The following is a 24,880-nucleotide window of genomic DNA, read 5'->3' as shown; positions in this document are numbered from 1 at the left end:
ATGAGTCTTATTAGAACGCAATTTTTTGTAAAATGTTACAGATTTTTATTTAAAATAATTGTTATACAGTGTTTTAAAGGTGTTTTTGTTTTAGGGTCTATGTTGGAATAATCTTACTTATTCTCCGCTGAAACCCGTTTTATAACTTATATTTGAATAGGAATCTTCGACCTGAGTTTCGGAGTATTTAAATCTTGATTTTCGAGTAAAAAAAGCATGAAAAAGAAATTACAATTAAGTCTTCTAATGGGGCTTTTAATGGTGTCTGTAAGTTTTAGTCAGTCTGTTACCGATTTAATAAACACTGTAAGTTTAGATTCTTTAATGTTTACAACACGAATATTTTCAGGAGAACATCCTGTCTCGGTAGCAGGTAATCAGGTAACCATTTTAAACAGGGTGTTTAGTAAAAACGATTTGGCTGCAGATTATCTGGTGGAAACACTTAAAAAAAGACCAAACCTAACGGTGGAAACACAATTAATAGACGATGTGGCTGGTCGACGAAATATTATTGCAACACAGTTTGGAAAAACCAACCCGGAAAAGATCTATTTAATTTGTGCGCATTACGATGCTGTTACGAATTATTGTGCCGATGATAATGCGAGTGGAGTAGCTGCCGTTCTGGAAGTGGCCCGTGTGTTGAGTAGCCAGTGTACAGATAATACTATCGTGTATGCATTCTGGGATGAAGAAGAGATTGGTCTGGTGGGGTCTAAATACTATGCTAAACAAGCTAAAGTAGCAAATACCGATATTTTAGGTGTTTATAACCTGGATATGATAGCCTATGATGGAGATAAAGATCAGAGTTTTGATATTGATGTCAGGCAAGCTGATGAGGGGTCACAAGGTATGCGGAATGATATAATGACCGTTTTAAATTCTTATTCCTTTAAGTTGAATGCTAATACTGTAATTCCGGGAACAGAATTGAGCGATCATTCCAGTTTTTGGAATCAGGGGTATCCGGCTGTTTTGGTTGGAGAGGCCTGGTCTGAAGAAGATGAGCATCCGGAATACCATTCCGAGCGTGATCGGGTGTCTTTGTTTAATCAACAGTATTTTCATGAAATTACCAAATTGTCTTTGGCTTATATAGCTACTAAAGCTGGATTACAGTCTGTTTCTAATGCGGTAACGCTTACGGGGAACAGTTTAACGGCAATTCAGGAAGAGGCAACGTATCAATGGTATAACTGCGAAACCAATACTGTAGTAGATGGTGCTCAATCCAGAATATTTTTGCCAACGGTAAACGGGAGTTATAAAGTAGAAATAACATCTGGTTCCTGTGTAGAGTATAGTGATTGCTATGAGATTACTTCTCTGGGGGTAACTCAATTTGATGAAAATGAATTGTATCTGTATCCTAATCCAATACAGGAAACTTTAACATTGGAGTGTACAGTTTGTAAAAATGCAAGTTTTATTCTATACGATTGTTCTGGTAAAGTTGTGTTAACTGGGGTAGCTGAAGAAAAGAAAACGGAATTACCATTGTCAAATCTGCAGTCTGGTATGTATTTTTTACAATTGAAATCGAAATCTAAAAGCGGTGTCTTTAAAGTAGTAAAAGAGTAAACAGGGGTTAACTATACGCTTTTTGATCTGAAACTTTCAATAAGAACAGTAGCAAGAATTAAACCGCCTCCAATAAAAGTGTTTAAGGCCGGTACTTCATTTAGAAAGAAATAAGCAATGATGATTCCGAAAATGGGTTGCGTGCTGTTAATAATACTGGTTGTACTTACAGAGAAGTGTTTTAGGCTGTTTACAAGCATAGTGTGTCCGATAGCCGTGGTGACTAAAGCCAGGATAATAACGTATGGATATTCTGTGCGTATTGCTGAAGTGTCTAAAAGGATTAAAGCGGGGGCCAGAAAAACGGATAATAGTGTTATTTGATAAAACATTACCGTTGTACCATTGTAATGAGCTGTAAGTTTTTTAGAAAGAATATTTCTGAGCGCGTAACATAGTGCCGAAACAAATCCGAATAGTATGCCTTGTGTATGCGTGCTTTCCAGATCGAATTCAGGAGCCAGAATATAAATGCCTGTTAATACCATAAACCCCAAAAGGATGTACATCGGGTCGAATTTTGTTTTAATAAACAGAGGCTCTAGTAAGGCTGTAAATATGGGAAAAGTAAACAGGGAGAGCATGCCTATGGCGACATTCGATAATTTAAGCGCATAAAAATAGGTAATCCAGTGCGCGCCAAATGGTACGGCGCTGGAAATTATAGTAATTGCATCTTTTTTAGATTTTACTTTCAGATTGTATTTTTTGTAGTAGCAGAATCCGAACAGGAATATGGCTCCTAAGAATGAACGCCACCAGATAACTACAGGTGTTGGTAAATCAATATATCTACCCAAAGCGCCCGAAGTACTTACAAAAAATGTGGCTAAAGTAAGTTGTAATAAATGGTTGAAATGCTGGTTTTTCATGGCTTTTTATTGACTTCGTGTTGGGGACTAAAGAGACAATCCTTTTGAGAAAAGCAAAAGATTTTACTATAAGGCGCAGCCCCTTTTAGATCTGTGAAGACCAAAAGGGGAAACACCTAAATTCTTATTTAGATAATTCTGAAAAATGTTTGTAAAACATTGGTATGGTTTCAATACCTTTTAGGTAATTCCAGATACCGTAATGTTCGTTTGGTGAGTGAATGGCATCACTATCCAGACCAAAGCCCATTAAAATGGTTTTACTTTGTAATTCCTCTTCAAAAAGAGCAACAATAGGAATACTGCCGCCACCACGTTGTGGTATAGGAGCTTTTCCGAAAGTATCTTCATAGGCCATTGCAGCCGCCTGATATCCAATATTGTCTATAGGGGTAACATAACCTTGCCCACCGTGATGCGGTTTTACTTTTACGGTAACAGCTTCCGGGGCGATACTTTCAAAATGGTTCTGGAATAATTCGGTAATCTCTTTCCAGTCCTGATTTGGTACCAGACGCATAGAAATCTTAGCAAAGGCTTTACTGGCAATTACGGTTTTTGCGCCTTCTCCAATGTAACCTCCCCAGATTCCGTTTACGTCTAAAGTCGGACGGATTGAATTGCGCTCATTAGTGGTGTATCCGTTTTCGCCGTAAACATTCTTTATATTTAATGATTTTTTGTATGCCTCCAGGTTAAAAGGTGCTTTAGCCATTTCTGCACGTTCTTCTTTAGAAAGCTCCTCTACCTTATCGTAAAAGCCAGGAATGGTAATATGGTTGTTTTCGTCGTGCAGCGAAGCAATCATTTTACTTAAAACATTAATAGGGTTCGCTACTGCTCCGCCATAAAGTCCGGAGTGTAAATCGCGGTTTGGTCCGGAAACTTCGACTTCTACATAACTAAGACCTCTTAATCCTGTGGTTATAGAAGGAACATCTTTGGCGATCATTCCTGTATCTGAAATTAAAATGATGTCATTTTTTAATTTCTCGTGGTTGTTTTTAACAAAGGAGGCAAGGTTTATACTTCCAACTTCTTCTTCGCCTTCTATCATAAACTTTACGTTACAAGGAAGTTGGTTTGTCGAGGTCATATACTCCAGAGCCTTAACGTGCATGTACATTTGTCCTTTGTCGTCGCAGGCACCTCTGGCAAAAATAGCACCTTCAGGGTGTAGCTCGGTAGTTTTAATAACCGGTTCGAAAGGTGGTGAATCCCAAAGTTCCATAGGGTCTGCTGGTTGTACATCGTAATGACCGTAAACCAGAACTGTAGGTAAGGCCTTGTCAATTATTTTTTCGCCATAAACTATAGGGTTACCATCGGTTTCGCAAATTTCAACACTATCGCAGCCCGCTTCTTCCAATCGGGTTTTAACCATGTCGGCTGTAAGTAAAACATCCTTTTTATAGGCAGAGTCTGCGCTAATGGAAGGAATTTTAAGAAGCTCTATGAGTTCATTTAGAAATTTATCTTTGTTTTCTTCGATATAACTTGTGATGTTTTTCATGAGGAAAGATTGAATTTTCAACAAAAATACAAAAGATGATTAATTTTTTTTGAACTAGTGTTTGAATATTAAAACTAATTTATATATTTGCACACCCTATCGCGGGCGTGGTGGAATTGGTAGACACGCTAGACTTAGGATCTAGTGCCGCAAGGTGTGAGAGTTCGAGTCTCTCCGCCCGCACAACAAGGGAAAAGCCGACTTATTTAAGTCGGCTTTTTTTATGCTTAAAAGTATAAGATCTGGGCTTAGGGTAGGTTGCTGTTAGATGTAAAGTCTCGCTTATCTAGTATGCTAGCCTAAAATATAATCTAAATATCTACAGTATTACAGGGCAATTGGTAAAAACAATGGAAGTTTCCAGAGATATGAATTTTGAATTCAGAACTGGAGTTTATATTGCTACGGTGAAGTCTGCAGAAGGTCAAAAATCTGTTAAATTAATTACTTACTAATTTTAAATAAAAATAAATCTTAGTGAAAGGGTCTGCATATGCAGACCCTTTATTTTTGTCGTACCAAGCTGTTTCAATGCGTGTTAGTGATTCAAAAATAAAACTCCAGTTTCAGCCTCATTTTCACAGACTTTTAAAACTGTAATAAACAGGATTATTAATGTTTTGTTAACTGAATTATTGTGGCATATAAATTGGGATAAAAATGTTAAATTTATACAGCTAGCGATCCTGAATATGAACTTAAACCTATAATTTTTCATTATTTCTGAATAAACAATATGAATTAAAAAGTAAGCTTATGTTGTTTAAAATCAGTTAACTTTATTACAAATTAAAATCAAATATCCATGGAAAATCTAAATCATTCAGATGCACAGAAGACTAACGGACAAAGCAAATGCCCTTTTTCGGGTGGCGCACCTAAACAAGCCGCAGGAGGAGGTACTCGTAATCAGGATTGGTGGCCCAATCGTTTAAAGGTTAATATACTGAGGCAAAACTCGGAATTGTCGAATCCGATGGGGAAAGATTTTAATTATGCGGAAGCTTTTAAGTCTTTAGATTATGAAGCATTAAAAAAGGATTTAAATGATTTAATGACAGATTCACAGGATTGGTGGCCGGCAGATTTCGGGCATTATGGCGGATTGTTTATTCGACTGGCCTGGCATAGTGCAGGAACGTATAGAATAGGAGATGGTAGAGGGGGAGCCGGTGCAGGACAACAGCGTTATGCCCCTTTAAACAGCTGGCCTGATAATGCCAGTCTGGATAAAGCAAGACGTTTGTTATGGCCGATAAAACAAAAATATGGTAATAAGATTTCTTGGGCCGATTTATTTGTGCTTTCAGGGAATGTGGCTTTAGAATCGATGGGTTTTAAAACCTTTGGTTTTGCAGGTGGTCGAGAGGATGTCTGGGAACCTGAAGAAGATGTATACTGGGGGTCGGAAACAAGCTGGTTAGAGGATAAACGTTATTCGGGAGAACGCGATCTGGAAGATCCGTTGGCGGCAGTAGTTATGGGATTGATTTATGTAGATCCTGAAGGGCCGGACGGAAATGGTGATCCGATTTCTGCCGCAAAAGATATTAGAGAAACCTTTAAGCGTATGGCCATGAACGATGAGGAAACCGTGGCTTTAATTGCAGGGGGGCATAGCTTTGGGAAAACTCACGGGGCAGCCGATCCGGGAGAATATGTTGGGCCGGAACCGGAAGCAGCTCCAATAGAAGAGCAGGGGTTTGGCTGGAAAAACAGTTTTAAGACAGGAGTTGGAACTCATGCCATTACCGGTGGACCGGAAGTGACCTGGTCGCAAACTCCAACACAATGGAGTAACTATTTCTTTGAAAATTTATTTGGTTACGAATGGGAACTAACCAAAAGTCCGGCGGGAGCAAAACAATGGGTAGCGAAAGATGTAGAGCCATGCGTTCCTGATGCTTTTGATGCTACTAAAAAAATCATGCCAACAATGTTAACGACAGATTTGTCTTTGCGTTTCGATCCGGAGTATGAAAAAATATCCAGACGATTTTATGAAAATCCGGATGCGTTTGCCGATGCCTTTGCACGAGCCTGGTATAAGTTAACACATCGTGATATGGGACCAATATCCCGATATCTAGGGCCTGAAGTTCCACAAGAAGAATTGTTATGGCAGGACCCGATTCCGGCAGTAGATCACGAACTGGTAACTGCGGAAGATGTTGCTATGCTAAAAGGAAAGATTTTAGATTCCGGACTAAGTATTTCGGAGTTGGTGTCTACGGCCTGGGCTTCAGCTTCAACATTCAGAGGTTCAGATAAACGTGGAGGAGCTAATGGCGCTCGTATCCGTTTGGCACCTCAAAAGGACTGGAAAGTGAATAATCCGGCGCAACTACAAAAAGTATTAGGTGTATTAGAAGGTATTCAAAGTGAATTTAATGCAGGCAATAAGAAAATATCGTTAGCCGATTTAATTGTATTGGCAGGTGGTGCTGCGGTGGAATTAGCTGCAGAAAAAGGTGGATATAGTGTAGCAGTACCGTTTACACCGGGTAGAATGGATGCATCGCAGGAGCAAACAGATGTGGAGGCTTTTGAGTATCTGGAACCATATGCTGACGGATTTAGAAATTACAGACATACAGCATTCGATATTTCAACAGAAGCTTTATTAGTAGATAAGGCGCAGTTATTAACTTTAACAGCTCCTGAGCTAACGGTTCTGGTAGGAGGCCTAAGAGTTCTTAATACTAATTGGGATGGCTCTAGTCAAGGCGTGTTTACAGATAAACCGGGGACTTTAAGCAATGATTTCTTTGTGAATTTATTGACCATGGATACCGTTTGGAATAAAATATCAGGGTCTAATGATGAGTTGTTCGAAGGAAAATGTCGAAATACAGGAGCCTTAAAATGGACGGCTTCCAGAGCTGATCTTATTTTTGGTTCAAATTCGGAATTAAGAGCGTTAGCAGAAGTCTATGCTTGCGAGGATTCTAAAGCGAAGTTTGTCGAAGATTTCGTGGCGGCCTGGACTAAAGTGATGAATTTAGATCGCTTCGATTTGAAAGCTTAATCATTTAATGATATAATAATTTAAAGAGGACTTAAGGTCCTCTTTTTTTATGCTGTTAAGTTCAATACAAAAAAACCTCGCAGCAAGCTGCAAGGTTTTTATCTTAAATCGAGGCCCAAAATAAGATTACAGAACAGTGTAGGTAGGTTGTTCTGTTAACATTAATCAACATCAATGTTTGTTCAGATGCATTCTCCCGTATGTCATCCGGACACTGCAATATTATAGGTTTTATTTAGTTGAATTTTACGGTATTCCGTAAAGGGATTAATAATTTCATGAATTATGTGGCAACTAGCTTGTAGTTAAGGTTTTGTGTATTTTAAGTGTTTTGCAGAATTTTTTCTGGTTATTAACATCGGAAGTGAAACACCAGCGGTTAAGGCAAGTACTATAAATGCGGCTTTAAGTCCGTTATTAATGGTTTCATCAAGAGCAACCTCGTAAGTAGTGGAGTTAATGTCTCCGGTTAGTCGTATAAATCCAAGCATGGAACGGTATGCAAAGGCACCTGGAACCATAGGAATTACAGCGGGAATTGAGAACACAAGAGGAGGTGCATGCTTACCGTGTGCTGCCTGAATACTCAAGAAACCAATAATACTCGCACCCACTAAAGATGCAAATACAATGTGAACGCCAAAATGCATCAGAATGAGTTTGCAGGAACCGCCAATGGCAGCCAGCAATGCAATGGTAGCAATTGTTCGTTTTGGCACATTAAATAAAATACCAAATCCTATGGCAGCCACTGCCAGCCATAAGGCCATTTCTAAATAGTATAATACATCCATAATTAAAAATTATAAAGATACATGGTTGCAATCATGCCCAGGGCAATAGAAAATGCAATAAGCATGGCATGAGTACCTCTTACAATACCGTTGGAAGTAAAACCTTCTATCAGGTCTGTAAAAGAGTTTATTAAAGGAATTCCCGGAATTAAAAATAATACAGCGGTGTTAAAAGCAAGTTCGGGATGTGTGCCAATGCCAAAATGTATGGCCGCCCCAGTAATTAAGCAGGCGGTAAACGAGGCAAAGGAAACAGTTAGGTATGGATTAAACCTTAAGCTGGTAGCATAATGTTTTACTAAAAAGGCAAGAGCTGTAGCTACAAAGGCTATTAGCATATCGAAATATTCTGCGCCGAATAATCGGCAAAAGGCAGCATCGGCAAGACTTACTAAAGTTATTGTAGTAAATAGAGTATAACGTGGTTTGTGTTGCAGAGTTTCCAGTTTCGTGTTAATGTCTTCTATGCTAAGCTGTTCTTGAGTTAGTCTCCAGCCTAATTTACTAATCCCGGAAACTAGATAGAAATTGGCACCATGTGGAGGGGTTTTAGTAAATGAATTTAACTGTGTTTGGTGTTCGAGGTCTCTGACTAGAATAAAAACGGTGCGATGCGTTACCAGAAGCTCGCATTCGTAACCCAAAGCCTCAGCATATCGGTCTAAAGTTAATTTAATGCGATTGGTGCTGGCGCCGGCTCCCATAAGGAGAGCACCTACTTTTAAAAGGCAATCGGTTGCCTTAGAGATGCTTGTGTTGTTGGGCGTATTCATTGTGTTATTGTTGAATTTTTAAAATTCTGCCACTTAAAAAACACAGTTAAATTACCAATTCTTTTTAGGGTATCAAATAAAAAAAAAGGATAATATTTATGAATACTGGCAACTAAAAAATCTTCTCGGTTAATCGTTTCGGTTTAAGATTTGGGTCTTGAATAATTTCAAAATCGATAACACCAAGTAATAATTCTTCTTCAGTAAGTACTTCTACGCGCCATTTTCCCGGGAGCATGTTGTTTTTGTATGTGTAACCGCGATAGCCTTCATTTCGGCCACCGGTTATGGCATAAGGAATGGTGTCTTTAACTTCCCAGGTATTGGTTTTGGTATTATACCACTCCCAGCGGTGCATAACCCCTTTTTCTAAGGCCGTAGGGGCAAATATGGAGGCGTAAACGTATACAGGTTCATTAGGCAGGTAGATAAATTCTGTCCTGTGATCTCTCCAGAATAAAAATGAATCATCACGTTCGTATGTCACGTAATAGTCGTTATTTGTTTTGACAACTTTATGTGCGACCAAACCGGTTTGAAGTGCCAGAGGAACCGGAGGGATAAGATTGAAATAGTAAAAGATATTAATAAAGGCGTAGATACTAAGAATTAAACTTATTAATCTTCCTAAATGTATTTCTAATCTGGTACTGGGACTTCGTGCATAAATGATAAAAATTAGACTAAGAGTACAGCATAAACTTACCAGTCCGGAAATTATGAAAATTTTAGTGCTCATCAGTTTTGTGAAGACAGGAATCATAAACACAAAAAAGGTGAAATTGATGAAAAAATAGATACTGAATTGCAGGTACTTGTTTGAAATCCGTTTTTTCAGGAATTCATTTGCTAAAAATAAGCCGACCAGTATTATAAAAAACGCGGCTGTTTTGGACAGCGATACACTTCTTGAAAAGTAAATAACATAGGCGCTTGATAAGCCTCCGAAGAAAAATTGAATAGCAAGAGGGAAATAGGATTCAAACTGATGAATAAAGGTGTTTTTCCATTTGCCATCATCCGCCAGATTGTATAAATACAACGTAATGCTAAGCGCGGTCATATGCAGGCAAAGTACTGTTAAATCGTAAGTTCTGTCTATGCGTCCTAAAGTCAGCGTGTCAAAAATAAATCCACCGATGAAAAAGAATATCGGTGCATATTTTTGATGTTTTTCTATGTATTGGCTAAAGGCGCTGTTCTTTATCTTTACTATAGTGCTTTTCATACCCTAATGGAATAGGGTAAATATAGTTATTATCTAAAAGTTTAACAGGGCTTTAAAATTTATTATATTTTGTTTTTGGCTGGTGAGATTTCTGTTAGATATGTCATATTTATTCCGTTTTCTTGAAAATAAAAAAGACAGGAATATAAGTATCCTGTCTTTGTGTTGGATTTTATCTCGGTTTACTTTACAAATTCAGCATCTGCTTTCAGGCGAACAACGTCGCTGATAATAGCCTCAGTGAATTTTGGACCTATACCAAAATCTGATCTTTTAAGTGTTCCGGTAACCTGAAAACCTGATGTTTCTTTCTGGTTCATAGGGTTAACAGTTGTGCCTCTGAATTTTAATTCCAGGGTGACAGGTTTGGTTACACCATGCATTGTGAGATTGCCCGTTAATTTATAGAAATCTCCTTTTATTTTAGTCATTTTATTGCTCTTAAAATTCAATGTTGGATAAGTTTCAACATTAAGGAAATCGGCACTTTTTAAATGTGTGTTTCTGGCATCCACTTCGGTATCTATAGATGCTGTTTTGGCTACTAAAGTAAAAGAAGCATCACTAAAGTCTGCTTTACTGGCTTCCAGTGTTATGTCTACATCATTAAAGGTTCCACTAACATCATTTATACCCAAATGCGTAACGGTAAAACCTAAATGCGTATGTGGATCGTCGTTGGTCCAGGAATCCTTAAGATTTGTAAATGCCATAGTACTTAGGGCAATACACGCTAGTAATAAAACTTGTTTCATAATTTTTGTTTTTAGGTGATTAAAGTGTTTTTGTGTTGCATTAGCTTAATGCTGATATTTTTACCGAAGTCATACTTAATGATCCTCCTACAGGTTGATCGTTAAATAAACTGATGTCGTCCTTGTCATCCTGTAAAGCTAAGGCGTAAAGTAAGGGGTAATAATGTTCTGGTGTAGGAATGGATAATTTAAATGCATGCCCCTGAGCTTCGTAATTGATAAGGGTTTTATGATCGTGGTTTAAAATACTCTGATTAATTTTTTCACGAGCTTCCAGTGCCCAGTCAAAAGCATAAGGCGCATTTAATTTATTCCAGGCTACCAGTCTTAAGTTGTGAATAATGTTTCCACTTCCTACAATAAGTACGCCTTTATGTCTTAACTGTGCCAGTTGTTTTGCTAAATCGTAATGGTATAGTGCAGGTTTAGAATAGTCTATGCTCATTTGTATTACGGGAATATCTGCTTTTGGATATAGGTGTTTAATGACACTCCAAGACCCGTGGTCCAGCCCCCATTTATGATCTAATCCTACTTCCGTAGTACTTATGAGTTCTTTTGTCTCCAATGCCAGTTCCGGACTGCCGGGTGCAGGATATTCCACGTCGAACAAGGCCTGCGGAAATCCTCCAAAATCATGAATGGTTTTTGGGTGGCTCATGGCCGTGACATAAGTACCATTGGTTTCCCAGTGGGCAGAGATACAAAGAATGGCTTTAGGACGTTCCAGTTCGGTTCCCAGTTTTTTAAAGGAGGACACAAATTCATTATCTTCAATGGCATTCATCGGACTTCCGTGACCCAGGAATAACACAGGCATTTTGCTGGTGTTTTTCAGGCTGGAAGACATATTGTGTAAAGCTTGTAATGTCATAGGGGAATGTAATGTTGGTAAAACGGCTAAAGCCTTTAAGAAATCAGTTCTTTTCATAATATTGTAAACAGATTATGAGGTCTGTTTAACAAATTGTAATTCACCTGCAATTTTTACTTCGTCGCTAACCATTACGCCTCCGGCTTCTAAAGCAGCATTCCAGTTTAAGCCCCAGTCTTTTCTGTTTAATTTACCAGAAATTGAAAAACCGGCTTTTAAATTCCCATAAGGGTCTTTCATTTGTCCGCCGTATTCCAGAGCCAGATCTATGGCTTTAGTGGTTTCTTTTATAGTTAGTAAGCCAGATAAGGTGTACTCGTCGTCCCCTTTTTTAGTCAGACCAGTGCTTTTAAAACTAATGTCTTTATAGGTTTCGGTATCAAAAAAATCGGCACTTTTTAAATGAGTGTCTCTGTCGGAATTATTAGTAAAAACAGAGTCGGCTTCTACATTAGCAGAAACTGTTGCTGTGGTAAAGTCTACTCCGTGTATTTCTCCTGTAAATGTTCTGAATTCTCCTTTTACGCTGGAAATCATTAAATGTTTTACTTTAAATGTAATTTCGCTGTGTGCCGGGTCTATAATCCATGTTGTAGTACTCATAATATTTTGTTTTTTAAGTTATTAAATAGTTACACTGCAAAGATGCGAGCATTACACAGAAGAACCCTTATACTATTCGGTAATAGAGTTGTAGATTTAGGAAATGAGCAGGTTTTTCATGTCTTCTCTGAACTCTGAAGGCGATTGTCCCGCCTTTTTTTTAAACACATTAGAAAAATAAGAGTTTTCATTATAGCCCAACTCGTAGGCAATTTCTGAAATGGTTTTATTCGTACTGATTAACAGGTTTTTTGCCTCAGTAAGCTTTCGCGTTTCTATAATTTCGGAAACACTTTGTTCTAAAATGTTCTGGCATATTAAGTTAAGGTTTCTGGAGGACATAAAGAGTTTTTCAGCATAAAATTCTACACCCAAAGGTCTGTGGTAGTTTTCTTCAAGTATAGACAGGAAGTTTTTAAAGGAAATGTGTTGGGTTTTATGCAGGTTGTTGTCGTCTTGACTGGAGTATAATTTTACGCGTTCACCTTCAATCATAGTAAATAATGAACTTAACAGTTGTTTAATTATGGCGTAGTTAGGTGTTTTCTGCTGTTGTTCATCAAAAATCAGTTCGCATAAGGTTATTAAGCGCTGAAAGCATCGTCCTTCCTGAAGTTTTAAATTAGCCTGATTATGGTAAAGGGAATAGAGCTGAAATGTGGTTTCGGGAATAAATTCACTTTTAAAGCGTAAAACCCAGATGTCACATTCCTTATTGTTTACTTTAGGAAATACTCTGTGTACCTTGCCTTTGGTTACGAAACTTATAAAAGGAGCTAAAGTGGTTACAGAGTTGAAATCTATAAAATGCTCAATGGCACCTTTTGCACCAATCATGAGCTCTTCGTAGTCATGTTTATGCGGTTCGTTAGGGGCATTTAAAATGTTTTCAGCTTCGGCTGTGTCTACCTTAAATATTTGAAAAAGGCTGTCCATATTTCAGGTGTAAATTATCGGTTTTTTACTTTTTTACATAAATGGCTGTTTCCAGATTTAGAATCATCATAGCGATTTCGGTGTCCGATTTCTTTTTGTAGTGAAAGGTTTTTTCTTCGGTAACGTAATCTATAGTGACTTTATATTCGGTAGTCGATATGCTTTCATTTACAGTAATGACACCTTCCGAGGCATCTACAACTGATTTAAAGCAGGCTTCGGTACCGTTAATGATAGTACAGAAATTATCGTTGGTGAATTTTAAGCCTGTAAGATCGGTTTCGGGTAATTCCCATTCACCCTGAATCCATTCTGGCGGATTAAAGGACTGGGAGGTTTCAGTGTCATTGTCATCGGAGGTGCTGCAGGAAAAGCAGAACAGTAGTGTTAATAGTAAGGCTAGTTTCTTCATTTTACTGGTTTTATATGCAATTTACGGTTTTTTTGAATTGTACTAATTGTAGTAGATTAAGGCAGTATAAATATTTGCAAATTATATAATGGTTAATGGAGAATATTTTTTAAGCATAAAAAACGGTTGGACTTATTCGTTCAACCGTTTTAACATCTTGTTTTTTTGAATTTTAGGTTTAATCTCTGGAGACTTTAACACTAGATACATTATTATTAAATTCATCCTTATCTAAGCATCTTTCATCTTCGTAATAAGTTCTGCTTGTTCCTTCGAAATTAGCTTGTTTATACAATGTTATTTTGTAACCTCTTGGAACTTCTATTGAAGATAATTTATCATTTCCAATACCAAGTTCGTTGTCGTTATATCTGCCAACTTCTAAAGTCTTGCTATCACCTAGAAAATCGCACTTTTTATAAAGTGTTACTCCGCGATTTGAGTGACTTCTATTTCCGCTACTGTGACTAATATAGTTTGAATCTCCATCGCATAATTTGGACGATACTTTTGTTAGTGAGGATACTTCGTCATTTTTAATCAACATTAAAAGGCATTTGTCATTTCTTTCTTTATACCAGTATGTAGATATTAAGGAAGATCCATATTGTTTTTTAACTCTGTATCCTTTGTCTTGTAATTTAGTAGAGGCTCTGACTTCAGACATGCCTCTGAAGTCTGATAAATCTAAATCATCGTCATAACGGGAAGAAGAGTGTGAACTTGAGCTGCCTTTGCCACAATCTAAATCCGGTGCTTTAACAACAGAACGTACCTTGCCGTCTTCCAGTCTTACTGTAACGCACTGATCTTTTCTGCTATTCCACCATTGTTGATAAATACCGGCAGAAGATTTGTCTACTTTTTCTAAGTGGTAACCACGGTCTTCCAATACTCTTTCAGAAGAGCTTCCTCTCATGTCTACAATGTCTTTTAAATCGTAAGCTGTGCCTTGTGCATATGAAAAAAGGCTTGTAAATAACAGTATAAGACATAATACATTTTTGTTTGTTTTCATAATGGGTTATTTTTCTAAATTGATTAAATATTCGGTTTACCTAAGATATTAATTTTTAGGGTTTTTTGTATTAAAAATTAAGTGATATTTTAAACCTTTAATTTGAATTCTATTATGAAGTTATTAAAAAAAAAGGTATGATTTAGTATAATTTTGAATTATTTTCAATAAAAATGCAGTTCAAACGTTTTTTTGATAAAATTTATTGTTTTAGGCGTGCTTCGATTTTGATTTTTTAATCTGTAAATTAAAAAATAGGGTAGTGAGTATTTCTTTTTAGACTCACTTTTTTATCTCTTTTAGTTATATAAAAAAAGCTTCAGAGGGAATTCTGAAGCTTTAAAAAAATAAGTTATAAATGTGAAATTAGTTTTTAACTAATTTAATGGTTTGGGTTATCCCCGTATTGTTCGTTATAGCTACAAGATATAAACTTGAAGGCAGATTTGAAATATCGAAATATTGCCCTGCTTTAAACTGGCCTTTAAATACTTGCATTAGTTTACCTGTAATGTCGTAAATCTTTACGCTTGAGATCTCCTTGTTTATTGTAAAGGAGGTATGCGCCGGATTAGGAATTAACTGTAAGTTTTCTCTTAATTCGGTTTCAGAAACCCCCAGTGATTTTGCTATCTGGTTCCCGTATATTTTAAAAGTACCAGGTGCCAGAGTCAGCGTTTCGGTAGCCTGAATGGTGGTGTTTCCAGTGTCATCCATTAAATCGTACCAGGTTCCGCTGGTTGGAAATTCCGGATTTACTGTACTTGTCGTCGTATTAAAATTAGCAACAATAATAACCTGATTAAGTTGGGTTTCAGGAATACTATTGTCGAAAATATAAATTCGTGGTGTTAAGCTGCCAGAAGTAATGGTGTAATCGCCTTCAAAAACGGCTTCGTTAATTTTTAAAGCATTTAATCTGGACCAGGTATCGTAAATGGCTCTTCTGCTTTCTGTAGTTAACCAGTTGTTAGTCCATTGCGGTTGTGGTTTTGTAGCCAGTTTACAATCAACGTCAGGCGAGTACGAACCATCGGTACACATATTAATAGAGTTCTCCATGCCTAAATCTCCAAAATGCCAGATCATTTTTGGTCCGGGAATGGTTAAACTTACTGCCCCTAATGCTTCCATGCGCTGTAATGCAGTGTTTAAATCTTTCACGTTATAATTTGTAGACGATGCACCGTATTGCAGGTTTTTAAACATTAAGCGTTCCTCGTCGTGGCTTTCGGCATAACCGACTAAACGTTTCGAATCGAACCCGTGAGATTTATAGCCCATTCTGTTTATGTTGGAATTATCGGAATATCCCATAGTTAACTGGTTGTAAGGATCTGTCATTTTTCCCCACATCATAATGCCTTTACCTTCACTGGTTTTATAATTAGCCCATTGTTGCTCTTCGTTGTCTTGCCCTAAATGTTCAAAAATAACATAATGTGTGGCGTCCAGATTCCAGGAATAATCGGCGTATTGTTTTAAAATATCTACACGATCCTGCTGGTAGGCATTGGTACAGGAGTCGTCGCCGGCGGTACAGTTTTGAGTAAAACCTTTGGTTAAGTCCCAGCGGAATCCATCAATTTTAAATTCAGAAATCCAATGTTGTATAACACGTTCTGTATAATACTGGGTTCTGGATTGCTGGTGGTTAAAATCCATCCCGACGCTATAACTGTGTTTGGCTGTTTGGTTAAAATATGGATTTTCACTACTTGGGTCTCCCCAGCCATCATTATCGGCATCGTTCATCCACATGCGTACCATTGGGTTTCTGCCATAGGCATGGTTTAGTGCAAGATCGAGAATAACAGCAATGCCGTTTTGGTGACACACATCAACAAGTTCCTTTAGTTTGTTTTCGGTGCCATAAAATTTATCTAAAGCCATATGGAAGGCTGTATTGTAGCCCCAGCTTTCGTTGCCTTCAAATTCCATAACAGGCATTAATTCGATGGCGTTAACATTTAAATTTTTGAAATAATCTATTTTGTCTATTACATCCTGAAAATTTCTGTTGGCATCAAAATCACGAATCAGGACTTCATAAATAATCAGATCTTCTTTTTTAGGTTTTTCAAATTCGTTTACCTGCCAGTTGTAGACTGTTTGTTCTGTTTGGAGTACTGTTACTTCGCGTTCCTGTCCCTCTGGATAAGCTGGTAAATTGGGATAGCTGTTTTCAGGGATATAAGGATCATCAAAAGGTGATAGCACTAAAGTTGAAAACGGATCGGCTGTTTTTACTAAAACAGGTGAATTTGCTATTGGAGTTTCATCAACTACCCAATACTGATACGTTTCTATGTTCTGAGGTGTCAGCCCCGTAAGTTCTAACCAGAATTTACCTGAATCCGGATCTTTTTTCATGGCATACGAAGCAGTTGGGGACCAGTTGTTAAAACTCCCGGCCACATAAACAAAATCCTTATAAGGTGCGTCCAAAACCAAAGTAGCAGTTGTCGGTTGCGAAGGGTTGTAATTTATGCCGTTTTCTAAACCAGAAGGCATAGATTGTGAAATCGTTTCCGGATTTACGAGTGCAGCAAAAGATTTTGTAATTGTATTGTCTCCTTGAGAAACCGTTAGGGTATATTGCTGATTTTCGGTCAAGTTACTATGGGTAAATGCGTAATTGCTTATTCCGGTTTTTGAGTTTATTTCCGTGCCATTTGCAGTTAAGGTATAGTTGGCTGTACCGCTGGTATTTGAGGCAGAAATTTGAAGACTGCCACCAGACGTTAAAATGGTGGTGCTGTTTTCTCCGGGAGCACTCAGCGTTACCTGAAATTTCCCGACGTTGATAAAGAAATCGCTGCACCCTGTTGCTTTTAATTCCTGATTTCCTGCAGCATTTCGGAATACCATGCCCATTTTTGTTGCAGATGTTGCCTGTGCATCGCTTAAATTATAATAGGTTTTAGGGGTTATAGTGATACTCCAGGTGCCGTCTCCATTACTGGTCATTGCCCCGACACCATCGTCTTGTCCCCAGTTCCCTACGACATTATATCCCCAGGCATTCGAGTCGTCGCCAATGCCAGAATGCATGTACACTTTAGAAGGATTGGAAATGGAATTGCAGTTGGTAGCCGTGCTGTTTATGTCAACAGTAATGGTTATGGATTCTTCGGAGGTAAAGGTTTCGGGTTCTATAGAAACCTGAGCAAGGCTATTTAGGGTTATTAGTGGTAATAGAAAGAGTAAAATTTTTTTCATAGTGCTATGGATTGAAATGAATACAAAAAGGGCTGTAATGGTTAGATTACAGCCCTTCTTTCATAATTTAATTTGTTATAGAATACGTTGGTTTAGAAGGGTCGGATAAGTCTAGAACGATGTTGTAAGTTCCTGCAGTTATGGCAATGTTGTCACCGCCATCGTCCAGAATACCATCGTTTCCGGTATCTCCGTAATTATACGTCCAGTCGTTATTCGCTCTGAATTTTAATCCTCCTGTAGTTAAGGTTACGCCGTTAAGGTACCATACATCTTCTTTAGAGTAATCGATGTTCATTACCGTGTCCGGGCCATCCCAACCGTTTGCTGTAGCATCTCCCACAAGACCCCATAATTTGTCTATAGCTTCCAGAGAGTAGGTAAGGTCGTTTAGATTCATAGTAACCAGGTAATTTCCTGCATCTACAGCGATATCATCGCCTCCATTATCTAATATGCCGTCAACTCCAGTATCTCCATAATTAAGCCCCCAGTCATTGTTTAATCGGAATTTAATTTTTCCGCTGCTTAAAGTCACTATGGCTCGCCATTGGTCTGTGTACTGATCGTAAGTTAGAGGCATGTCTGGACCGTCCCACCCGTTTGTGGTAGCATCTCCAACAAGTCCCCAGGTATACGTTTCTATTGAGTAGGTTAGTGCTTCGGCGTTGAATGTTACTTTATAAGTACCTGCGCTAACGGCAATATTGGCTCCGCCAGCTTCTAAAGTGCCATCTGCGCCATCGTCTCCGTAATTTACATCCCAGCTGTTGTTTTGTCTTATTTTAATTTCTCCATCAGCCAAAGTTGCATAAGCTACAAAAACATTATTTTCGTCTGTTTTGTAGAACGGCATATCTGGGCCGTCCCATCCATTGGTAGTTGCGCTACCAACAAGACCCCAGTCTGAAGATAGGTCTAAAATGTTTGGATATCCAGTAATGTTAATGGTGCTAATATTAGAAGTGGCTGCTACTGTGTAGGTGCCTACTATGGCTTCAACTTTAACTTCTATAGCAGTTTCTATTTCAGGTTCTATTTCTAAAGTTTGTAAAATAGTATTTAATTCTTCAGTAGTTACAGAATAAAGGAATTCGTCTCCTGCATCTTTAGTAACTGCATTTTGAAAATTATTACCGGCCACATCAAAAAGGATTTCGTAGCTTGGAGTTGCACTATAACCGTAATCTGGTTCTGTCCAGGTTAAAGTTAGAGCGTCGGTACCTTCATTTTCTTTAAGTAGTACAATATTACTTGAAGAAGCGGTAAGTTCAGTGCTGGCAGTATCGTTTAATACCGGCACTGTATCGTCCGAGCTGCAGCTATATAATGCCAGTGTTACTAACATTATACTTAATAATTTTGAAACTATATTTTTCATATTATATGTTTTAATATTAGTATCCTGGGTTTTGCACCAAGTTAGGGTTAGTTAGTACTGTATTATTTGGAATAGGGAAGATGTTTCTGAAACTGTCTGTCGCAGCTCCATCTGGTTGGTTGGCTTTAAAAGGCCAAACATAAGTTCCTGTAGTAAATAAATCGTAACGAATTAAGTCGGTACGTCTTTGTCCTTCCCAATATAATTCTCTGGAACGTTCGTCTAATACAAACTGAAGAGTCATATTTCCGGTGTTAATATTCCCAGAGGTATTTCCATAGGCGCGTTCTCTTAAACGATTAATTAACGTAACAGCTGTCCCTAAATCTCCGCCGCCACCTCTCAAGGTTGCTTCTGCATAGTTTAAGTAAATTTCAGGAAGACGAATTATCGCTAAATCAGTATCGGTAAATTCACCTCTCGTATCGTTTCCAATTTCGCCGTTAGAGTCAACGTTTTTAAATTTAGTAATGGCATAACCATTGCTGAATTGAGGGATTTCTGTTATTTCCAAAGACTGGCCGTCTGTGTAGAACATACCGCGACGGTCGTTAGTTGCAAATTTTTCAACTAGACTTTTAGTCGTGCGGTTACCACCCCAGCCACCGTTTACACCAAAGTCGGTCGGATCCATAGTGCCCCCAACAGCAGCGTGAATAAGGAAGGTTGATCCTCCGTAAGTAGTAGATTGTCTACCGTCGAAAAGAATCGGGAAAATAAATTCATTCTGAGCACCGTTAGTGTCGTTATCGGCAAGGAATAATTCGTCGTAAGCCGTACCATTACCATTGGCATCATTCATGTTTAAAGCATATGAAGAGTTGATTACCTGGTTAGAGAAATTAATACAATCTGCATAGCGACCTGTTCCTGTCCACACCTCAGCGTTTAAGTATAATTTAGATAATAAAGCCCAGGCAGCAACGCGATCTACACGTCCGTATTCGTTAGCCTGGCTACCTAATAAGTCGTCCTGAATATCTAAAAGTTCCGATTCGATAAAATTGAATACTTCAGATCTTGGTGCCTGTGAAGGTAATTCGGTTGTGATTTGTGTTACTAAAGGTACATTTTCGAATAAATCGATAAGGTTCATATAAGCAAAGGCTCTTAAGAATCTTGCCTCAGCTATAAATTGATTAGCTTCATCGCTATTTAAATTTGCGGCATTAGCGATAAACGAATTACAAAACGATACCTGTTGAGCTAAACGTAAGTACATGGCTCCGGAGAATGCATTACTTGATCCCCAGTACATGCCGTGCAAGTCTGGTAAACCAGAGTCTCCCCAGCCTACAACGGCGTGGTCTGTTGTTAATTCGTTAAGGTTAAATAGCATACGCGTAAATTGCGAAAATCCCTGATTGATGTCTGAGATATCTGCAGAGCCGCTGTCTCCACCTTCTTGTCCGGTTAAAGCTAAACTGGCATATAATTTTGCTAAGGCACCTTTAGCTTCGTCTACATTAGCAAAAACGTCTTGTTCTGTAAAACTATCCGGATCTATAGGGTACTGGTCCAAATCGCTGTGACAAGCCACCAGAGTTAAGGAGATCGCTACTATAGGAAATATTTTATTTATTATATTTTTCATGTGTCAATTATTTAAAAGCTAACATTAAGTCCTAATACGTAAGTAGTTGGTCTAGGATAAAAACTGTTATCTATACCACCGTTTATTTCCGGGTCTAAACCATTGTAGTCAGTAATGGTTAGTACGTTTTGTACCGAACCGTAAATTCTGAAGGTGGTGTCTTTTATGGCATTATCTAAAGTGTAACCTAAAGTAATGTTATCAATCTTAAAGAATGAAGCATCTTCTATGAAGTGGCTACTTAAAAAGTTATTGTCTGTCTGGTATTGAAAACCTGTATCCAAGTAGTCAGAGTGAATGTTCCAAAGGAAATTGTTGGTGGTTGGAATGACTCCGTTTAAATACGAGTTTCCAGAGGCTACGTTGTTATAGGCGTAGTTTCCAATACTTGCTCTTGAAATTACCGCTAAATCCCATTTCTTATAATTTAAGTTGGTATTTAGTCCCATTAAAACATCGGCGTAAGGATTGTGATGTAAAATCTTATCGTCGTCGTTAATAACATTGTCTCCGTTCTGGTCTACAAAAGCACCTTCAATAGGTTTGCCATTGGTGTCGTATACCTGTTCGAATACAAAGAAACTGTAAGGTGCTTCACCTTCGGTGTGTAATTGGATGTTGTTACCAACACCACCGCTAATACCACCAGTTACCTGGTCAAAAGGTAAGTGAGTGATTTTATTATCGTTTACAGCAACGTTGTAACTAATAGACCATTCGAAATCTTCTGTTCTTACCGGAATTATATTTAAGGCAAATTCAATACCCTTGTTTTCCATGTCTCCAATGTTTTTGTCTATTCTACTACCGAAGTTTGTGAATGGGTCTATTGAAGCGAAAGCAATAAGATCTTTAGTTTGTTTTATATATCCGTTAAGAGATCCGGAAACACGTCTGTCCAAAATGCTGTAATCGATACCTACGTTAAAGGTGTTCCCGATTTCCCAGCGTAAATCCGGGTTAACAGGATCTGGTCTGTACGTCTGGTAGAAGCTGTTTCCAAACTGATAATTGGCATCGGATTGACTACCGGTGTATCGTGTTAGGAATAAGTAATCACCCAATCCGTTTACGTTACCAACTTCACCATAACCTACTCTTAATTTTAATTCGTTTAAACCAGAATCTTTTAAGAACGTTTCGTTATGAATGTTCCATGCTAAGGCCACCGATGGGAAGATTCCCCAACGGTTATCCGGATTCAATTTTGAAGAGGCATCGGCTCTTAAAGTTGCAGTTACCAAATAACGGCTGTCGTAATCGTAATTAAAACGTCCGAAATAGGATAGTAAAACATTCTTGGATTTGTCTATAAATTCGTAAACGTTGTCCTGTTCTTCTAATTCGCTATCGTAGTTGTAGTTATCGTATTCAAACGACTGGTATGAGTAACCTGCTACAGCAGTGATGTTGTGAAGGTCGTTTACCGACTTGTTATATGTTAAATACGCATCGAATAACTTGTTAGTTGATTCATTTCTGTAAGTGTATCGCGATCCATTCCATGTTGGGTCTGTGCTAGGCATTAAATCGGACGTGATTGTACGGCCATGACTGTTAGATTTGTCTATACCAACATTAACTGTGGCAACAAGATCTTCAAAAAAATGTAACTGATAATCAAATTTTACGTTTCCTATAAAGCGTCTTACTTCCGATTCGTCATCTCTTAAATTAAGTAAAGCAACTGGGTTGGTGTTTGCTAAACTAGGTTCTAAACCTGTAGCAGGATCTATCCATGAGGAGTAGCCTCCGTAAGGTAAACTACTATCGTAAACCGGTTGTGTTGGGGCATAGGTATTAGCCGATCCAATAGCATCGCGGTTAGCGAAGAAGTTTTCGGTGTAATTCCCTCTGGCGTTTAATTCCACTTTTAAATGATCGTCGAATAACTTAGGTGTTAAACTTAACGCAGCAGTAGTTCTTTTGTAATTATCGCGTTTTAAAATTCCGCCGTAATCGGTATACGACACAGAAGCACGCATTGGTACGCCAAAAGCGGCACCTAAAGCACTAAAGGAGTGGTCTTGTCCGTAGGCATTTCCGTAAATTTCGTCTTGCCAGTCGGTGTCGTAATCCTGTAAAAGTCCTAAAGTGGTTTCGTTTGCCTGTGGATGTGTCGTTACAATTTGTCTGAATTCGTCGGCATTTAATACATCTACTTTAGAAATAGGTGTTCCTACAGAAGTTAACGTGTTAAAGTTGAATTTAAAATCACGGTCTTTACCTTTTTTTGTGGTAACAAGAATTACTCCGTTTGCCGCACGAGATCCGTAAATAGAAGTTGCAGATGCATCTTTTAATACGGTCATACTCTCAATATCGTTAGGGTTAACCATGTTTAACGGGTTACGAGATCCGCCAACGCCGCCCTGATCTAACGGAATACCGTCCAATACAATTAAAGGGTTGTTGTTTAACGAAAGGGAACTGTTACCTCTAATTCTTATTTCCTGCCCGTCACCCGGAGCTCCGGAAGATGAGGTAACCGATACACCGGCAACTTTACCCGAAATTAACTGAGGTGCGTTTACCAAAGGTCCCTGGTTAAAGTCTTTGTCGGTTACTAAATCGGCGGCTCCGGTTAAATCTTCTTTTTTAACCGCACCATAACCAATTACAACCACTTCGTCTAAGAGTGCCGTGTCTTCAGCCAGCATAACGTTTAACGTCGATTGTCCGGTATAAGTAATTTCCTGAGTAGTATAACCTACAAAAGAAAATACTAAAACATCACCGTTATTTACCGAGAGGCTGTAGTTTCCATCGAAATCTGTAGCTGTTCCTGTTGTTGTTCCTTTAACAATAATATTTACACCGGGTATGGGTAAACTGGTGCCGTCTTCAGAAACTGTTCCAGTAACTGTAGTCTGTGCCAGCACTAATGCCGGAGCAAAAAACAGTGTTAGTAATATACTATGTAATATTGTTTTCATACAATGTAATTAAGTTAAATAGGTATTAGTTTGTTTGAATATATTTTTACTTCTCGAGGTTAAAATTATGTAAAAACTATGTTAAAATTGGTTTTCAATTTACGAAATTCTTAACGATAACGTTTGCGTGTTAGTAACTTTAGTGTGATTTCGGGATATTTTGTGTTTAAAATAAGAATTTGTTAAAATTGGTAAATATTTAATAATACGATACCTTTACCTTACGAAAATTCTACCTATGAAAAGAAAAATTACGTTAAAGCAAATCGCCAAAGAACTGGATGTGTCTATAGGAACAGTTTCTAAAGCTTTAAGGAATAGTAAAGAAATTGGAGAGGAAACCAAAGAGAAAATACAGGCCTTTGCTAAATTCTATAACTACAAGCCTAATAACATAGCGCTGAGTTTAAAAAATCGTAAAACAAAAACCATAGGAGTGCTGATTCCGGAAGTGGTGCATCATTTCTTCGCAAAGGTGATACAGGGCATCGAAAATGTAGCAAACAGAAAAGGTTATAATGTAATTATAGGAGTGTCTAATGAGTCTTTTGATAAGGAGGTGATTAATATGGAGATGCTTGCCAGTGGGAGTATAGATGGTTTTATACTTTCAATTTCCAAGGAAACCATGCTGCAACAGGATTATCATCATTTTAATGAAACCATTAACCAGGGAATGCCTATCGTGATGTTTGATCGTGTGGTTAGTGATATTCGCTGCGATAAAGTTATTGTAGATGATCTGGAAGGGGCTAAAAAAGCGGTTAATAAACTTATAGAAACCGGCTGTAAACACATTGCGATAATTACAACGAAAGATTATGTAAGTGTAGGTAGATTGCGAACTCAAGGCTATATCGAGGCTTTAAATAGTCATGAAATTATAACCGAAACGAATCTTATTTTAAAGGTAGACGATAAGCTGGCTTCCGAGGATTATATTGAGGTGCTGGAAGAAGAGGTTAAAACACTGCTGTTAATGAATCCTGATATAGATGGCGTTTTTGCAGTAAATGAGTTGTATGCCGTAACGGTAATGAAGGTGGCAAAAAAATTGGGAAAAAGCATCCCTGAAGATCTTCAGGTCGTAGGGTTTACAGACGGTGTTTTATCTAAACACGCTTCTCCAAGTTTGACGACAGTGTCGCAGCACGGTATGAAAATAGGGGAAGTCGCAGCCGATTTACTCATCGAAAAAATAGAAAGTGAATCGGTTCAAGATCCTGTACGGACGGTAGTTATAGAGACAGAATTGGTTGAAAGGGAATCAACTAAATAAAAAAATATAGCGCTCAATAAAAACTTTTTGTATATTTGGGCCATAATCAAGACTTATATTTTTACTTCTCACCAA

At 38.1% G+C, this 24,880-nt stretch carries 18 protein-coding genes, 1 tRNA gene and 1 pseudogene; 5 read left to right on the top strand and 15 right to left on the bottom strand.

Going from position 1 to position 24,880, the window contains the following annotated elements; genetic code table 11:
* Positions 1-216: 216 nt before the first annotated feature.
* Positions 217-1,587 carry a M28 family peptidase gene (locus tag I3217_RS10710; protein ID WP_435049753.1) on the top strand — a complete coding sequence of 457 codons (1,371 nt, stop codon included), beginning with the start codon at positions 217-219 and terminating at the stop codon, positions 1,585-1,587.
* An 11-nt stretch (positions 1,588-1,598) separates the two neighbouring features.
* Here I3217_RS10710 and I3217_RS10705 read toward each other — a convergent pair whose 3' ends face one another.
* Positions 1,599-2,459: a DMT family transporter gene (locus I3217_RS10705; RefSeq protein WP_435049752.1), complete on the bottom strand. Its 861-nt coding sequence runs from the start codon at positions 2,457-2,459 to the stop codon at positions 1,599-1,601.
* Positions 2,460-2,583: 124 nt separating this feature from the next.
* Positions 2,584-3,972: a dipeptidase gene (locus I3217_RS10700; protein WP_435049751.1), complete on the bottom strand. Its 1,389-nt coding sequence runs from the start codon at positions 3,970-3,972 to the stop codon at positions 2,584-2,586.
* Between the two features lie 101 nt (positions 3,973-4,073).
* Between I3217_RS10700 and I3217_RS10695 the strand changes: the two genes are divergently transcribed.
* From I3217_RS10695 to katG, 3 genes and pseudogenes are all read left to right on the top strand, one after another.
* A tRNA-Leu gene (locus I3217_RS10695) sits at positions 4,074-4,155 on the top strand.
* A gap of 128 nt (positions 4,156-4,283) precedes the next feature.
* Positions 4,284-4,427, top strand: a pseudogene (locus I3217_RS10690) (T9SS type A sorting domain-containing protein); the annotation flags it as partial.
* Positions 4,428-4,777: 350 nt separating this feature from the next.
* Positions 4,778-7,000 (top strand): catalase/peroxidase HPI, encoded by a 2,223-nt coding sequence (katG, locus tag I3217_RS10685; protein ID WP_435049750.1) that lies wholly within the window; start codon positions 4,778-4,780, stop codon positions 6,998-7,000.
* A gap of 305 nt (positions 7,001-7,305) precedes the next feature.
* On the opposite strand, the gene I3217_RS10680 is transcribed toward katG, so the two are convergent.
* From I3217_RS10680 to I3217_RS10620, 13 genes are all read right to left on the bottom strand, one after another.
* The gene (locus I3217_RS10680; protein WP_435049749.1) at positions 7,306-7,794 is read right to left on the bottom strand and encodes a threonine/serine exporter family protein; all 489 of its coding nucleotides are present in this window, start codon (positions 7,792-7,794) and stop codon (positions 7,306-7,308) included.
* A 2-nt stretch (positions 7,795-7,796) separates the two neighbouring features.
* On the bottom strand, positions 7,797-8,567 hold the full coding sequence (locus I3217_RS10675; RefSeq protein ID WP_435049748.1) for a threonine/serine ThrE exporter family protein: 771 nt from the start codon (positions 8,565-8,567) through the stop codon (positions 7,797-7,799).
* A 112-nt stretch (positions 8,568-8,679) separates the two neighbouring features.
* Complete coding sequence (locus I3217_RS10670; protein ID WP_435049747.1) at positions 8,680-9,795, bottom strand: DUF2914 domain-containing protein; 1,116 nt, start codon at positions 9,793-9,795, stop codon at positions 8,680-8,682.
* 182 nt (positions 9,796-9,977) lie between these two features.
* Positions 9,978-10,550 carry a YceI family protein gene (locus I3217_RS10665; protein WP_435049746.1) on the bottom strand — a complete coding sequence of 191 codons (573 nt, stop codon included), beginning with the start codon at positions 10,548-10,550 and terminating at the stop codon, positions 9,978-9,980.
* 40 nt (positions 10,551-10,590) lie between these two features.
* The gene (gene ygiD, locus I3217_RS10660) at positions 10,591-11,481 is read right to left on the bottom strand and encodes a 4,5-DOPA dioxygenase extradiol (protein WP_435049745.1); all 891 of its coding nucleotides are present in this window, start codon (positions 11,479-11,481) and stop codon (positions 10,591-10,593) included.
* 15 nt (positions 11,482-11,496) lie between these two features.
* On the bottom strand, positions 11,497-12,027 hold the full coding sequence (locus I3217_RS10655; RefSeq protein WP_435049744.1) for a YceI family protein: 531 nt from the start codon (positions 12,025-12,027) through the stop codon (positions 11,497-11,499).
* 96 nt (positions 12,028-12,123) lie between these two features.
* Positions 12,124-12,963: a helix-turn-helix transcriptional regulator gene (locus I3217_RS10650; protein WP_435049743.1), complete on the bottom strand. Its 840-nt coding sequence runs from the start codon at positions 12,961-12,963 to the stop codon at positions 12,124-12,126.
* Positions 12,964-12,988: 25 nt separating this feature from the next.
* Positions 12,989-13,375 (bottom strand): hypothetical protein, encoded by a 387-nt coding sequence (locus I3217_RS10645; RefSeq protein WP_435049742.1) that lies wholly within the window; start codon positions 13,373-13,375, stop codon positions 12,989-12,991.
* A gap of 178 nt (positions 13,376-13,553) precedes the next feature.
* Positions 13,554-14,393: a hypothetical protein gene (locus I3217_RS10640; RefSeq protein ID WP_435049741.1), complete on the bottom strand. Its 840-nt coding sequence runs from the start codon at positions 14,391-14,393 to the stop codon at positions 13,554-13,556.
* A 366-nt stretch (positions 14,394-14,759) separates the two neighbouring features.
* Entirely contained in the window at positions 14,760-17,615 is a 2,856-nt protein-coding gene (locus tag I3217_RS10635) for an alpha-amylase family glycosyl hydrolase (protein WP_435049740.1), read from the bottom strand.
* Between the two features lie 67 nt (positions 17,616-17,682).
* Positions 17,683-18,996 carry a SusE domain-containing protein gene (locus I3217_RS10630; protein WP_435049739.1) on the bottom strand — a complete coding sequence of 438 codons (1,314 nt, stop codon included), beginning with the start codon at positions 18,994-18,996 and terminating at the stop codon, positions 17,683-17,685.
* 16 nt (positions 18,997-19,012) lie between these two features.
* Entirely contained in the window at positions 19,013-20,590 is a 1,578-nt protein-coding gene (locus I3217_RS10625) for a RagB/SusD family nutrient uptake outer membrane protein (protein WP_435049738.1), read from the bottom strand.
* An 11-nt stretch (positions 20,591-20,601) separates the two neighbouring features.
* The gene (locus tag I3217_RS10620; RefSeq protein WP_435049737.1) at positions 20,602-23,526 is read right to left on the bottom strand and encodes a SusC/RagA family TonB-linked outer membrane protein; all 2,925 of its coding nucleotides are present in this window, start codon (positions 23,524-23,526) and stop codon (positions 20,602-20,604) included.
* A 238-nt stretch (positions 23,527-23,764) separates the two neighbouring features.
* Between I3217_RS10620 and I3217_RS10615 the strand changes: the two genes are divergently transcribed.
* Positions 23,765-24,805 carry a LacI family DNA-binding transcriptional regulator gene (locus I3217_RS10615; protein WP_435049736.1) on the top strand — a complete coding sequence of 347 codons (1,041 nt, stop codon included), beginning with the start codon at positions 23,765-23,767 and terminating at the stop codon, positions 24,803-24,805.
* Positions 24,806-24,880 lie beyond the last annotated feature (75 nt).

The organism is Formosa sp. S-31, from assembly GCF_051172795.1.
Taxonomy (GTDB): domain Bacteria; phylum Bacteroidota; class Bacteroidia; order Flavobacteriales; family Flavobacteriaceae; genus Formosa.
The sequence above is the reverse complement of the archived record's forward strand: the minus strand, read 5'-3'. Positions and strand labels throughout refer to the sequence as shown.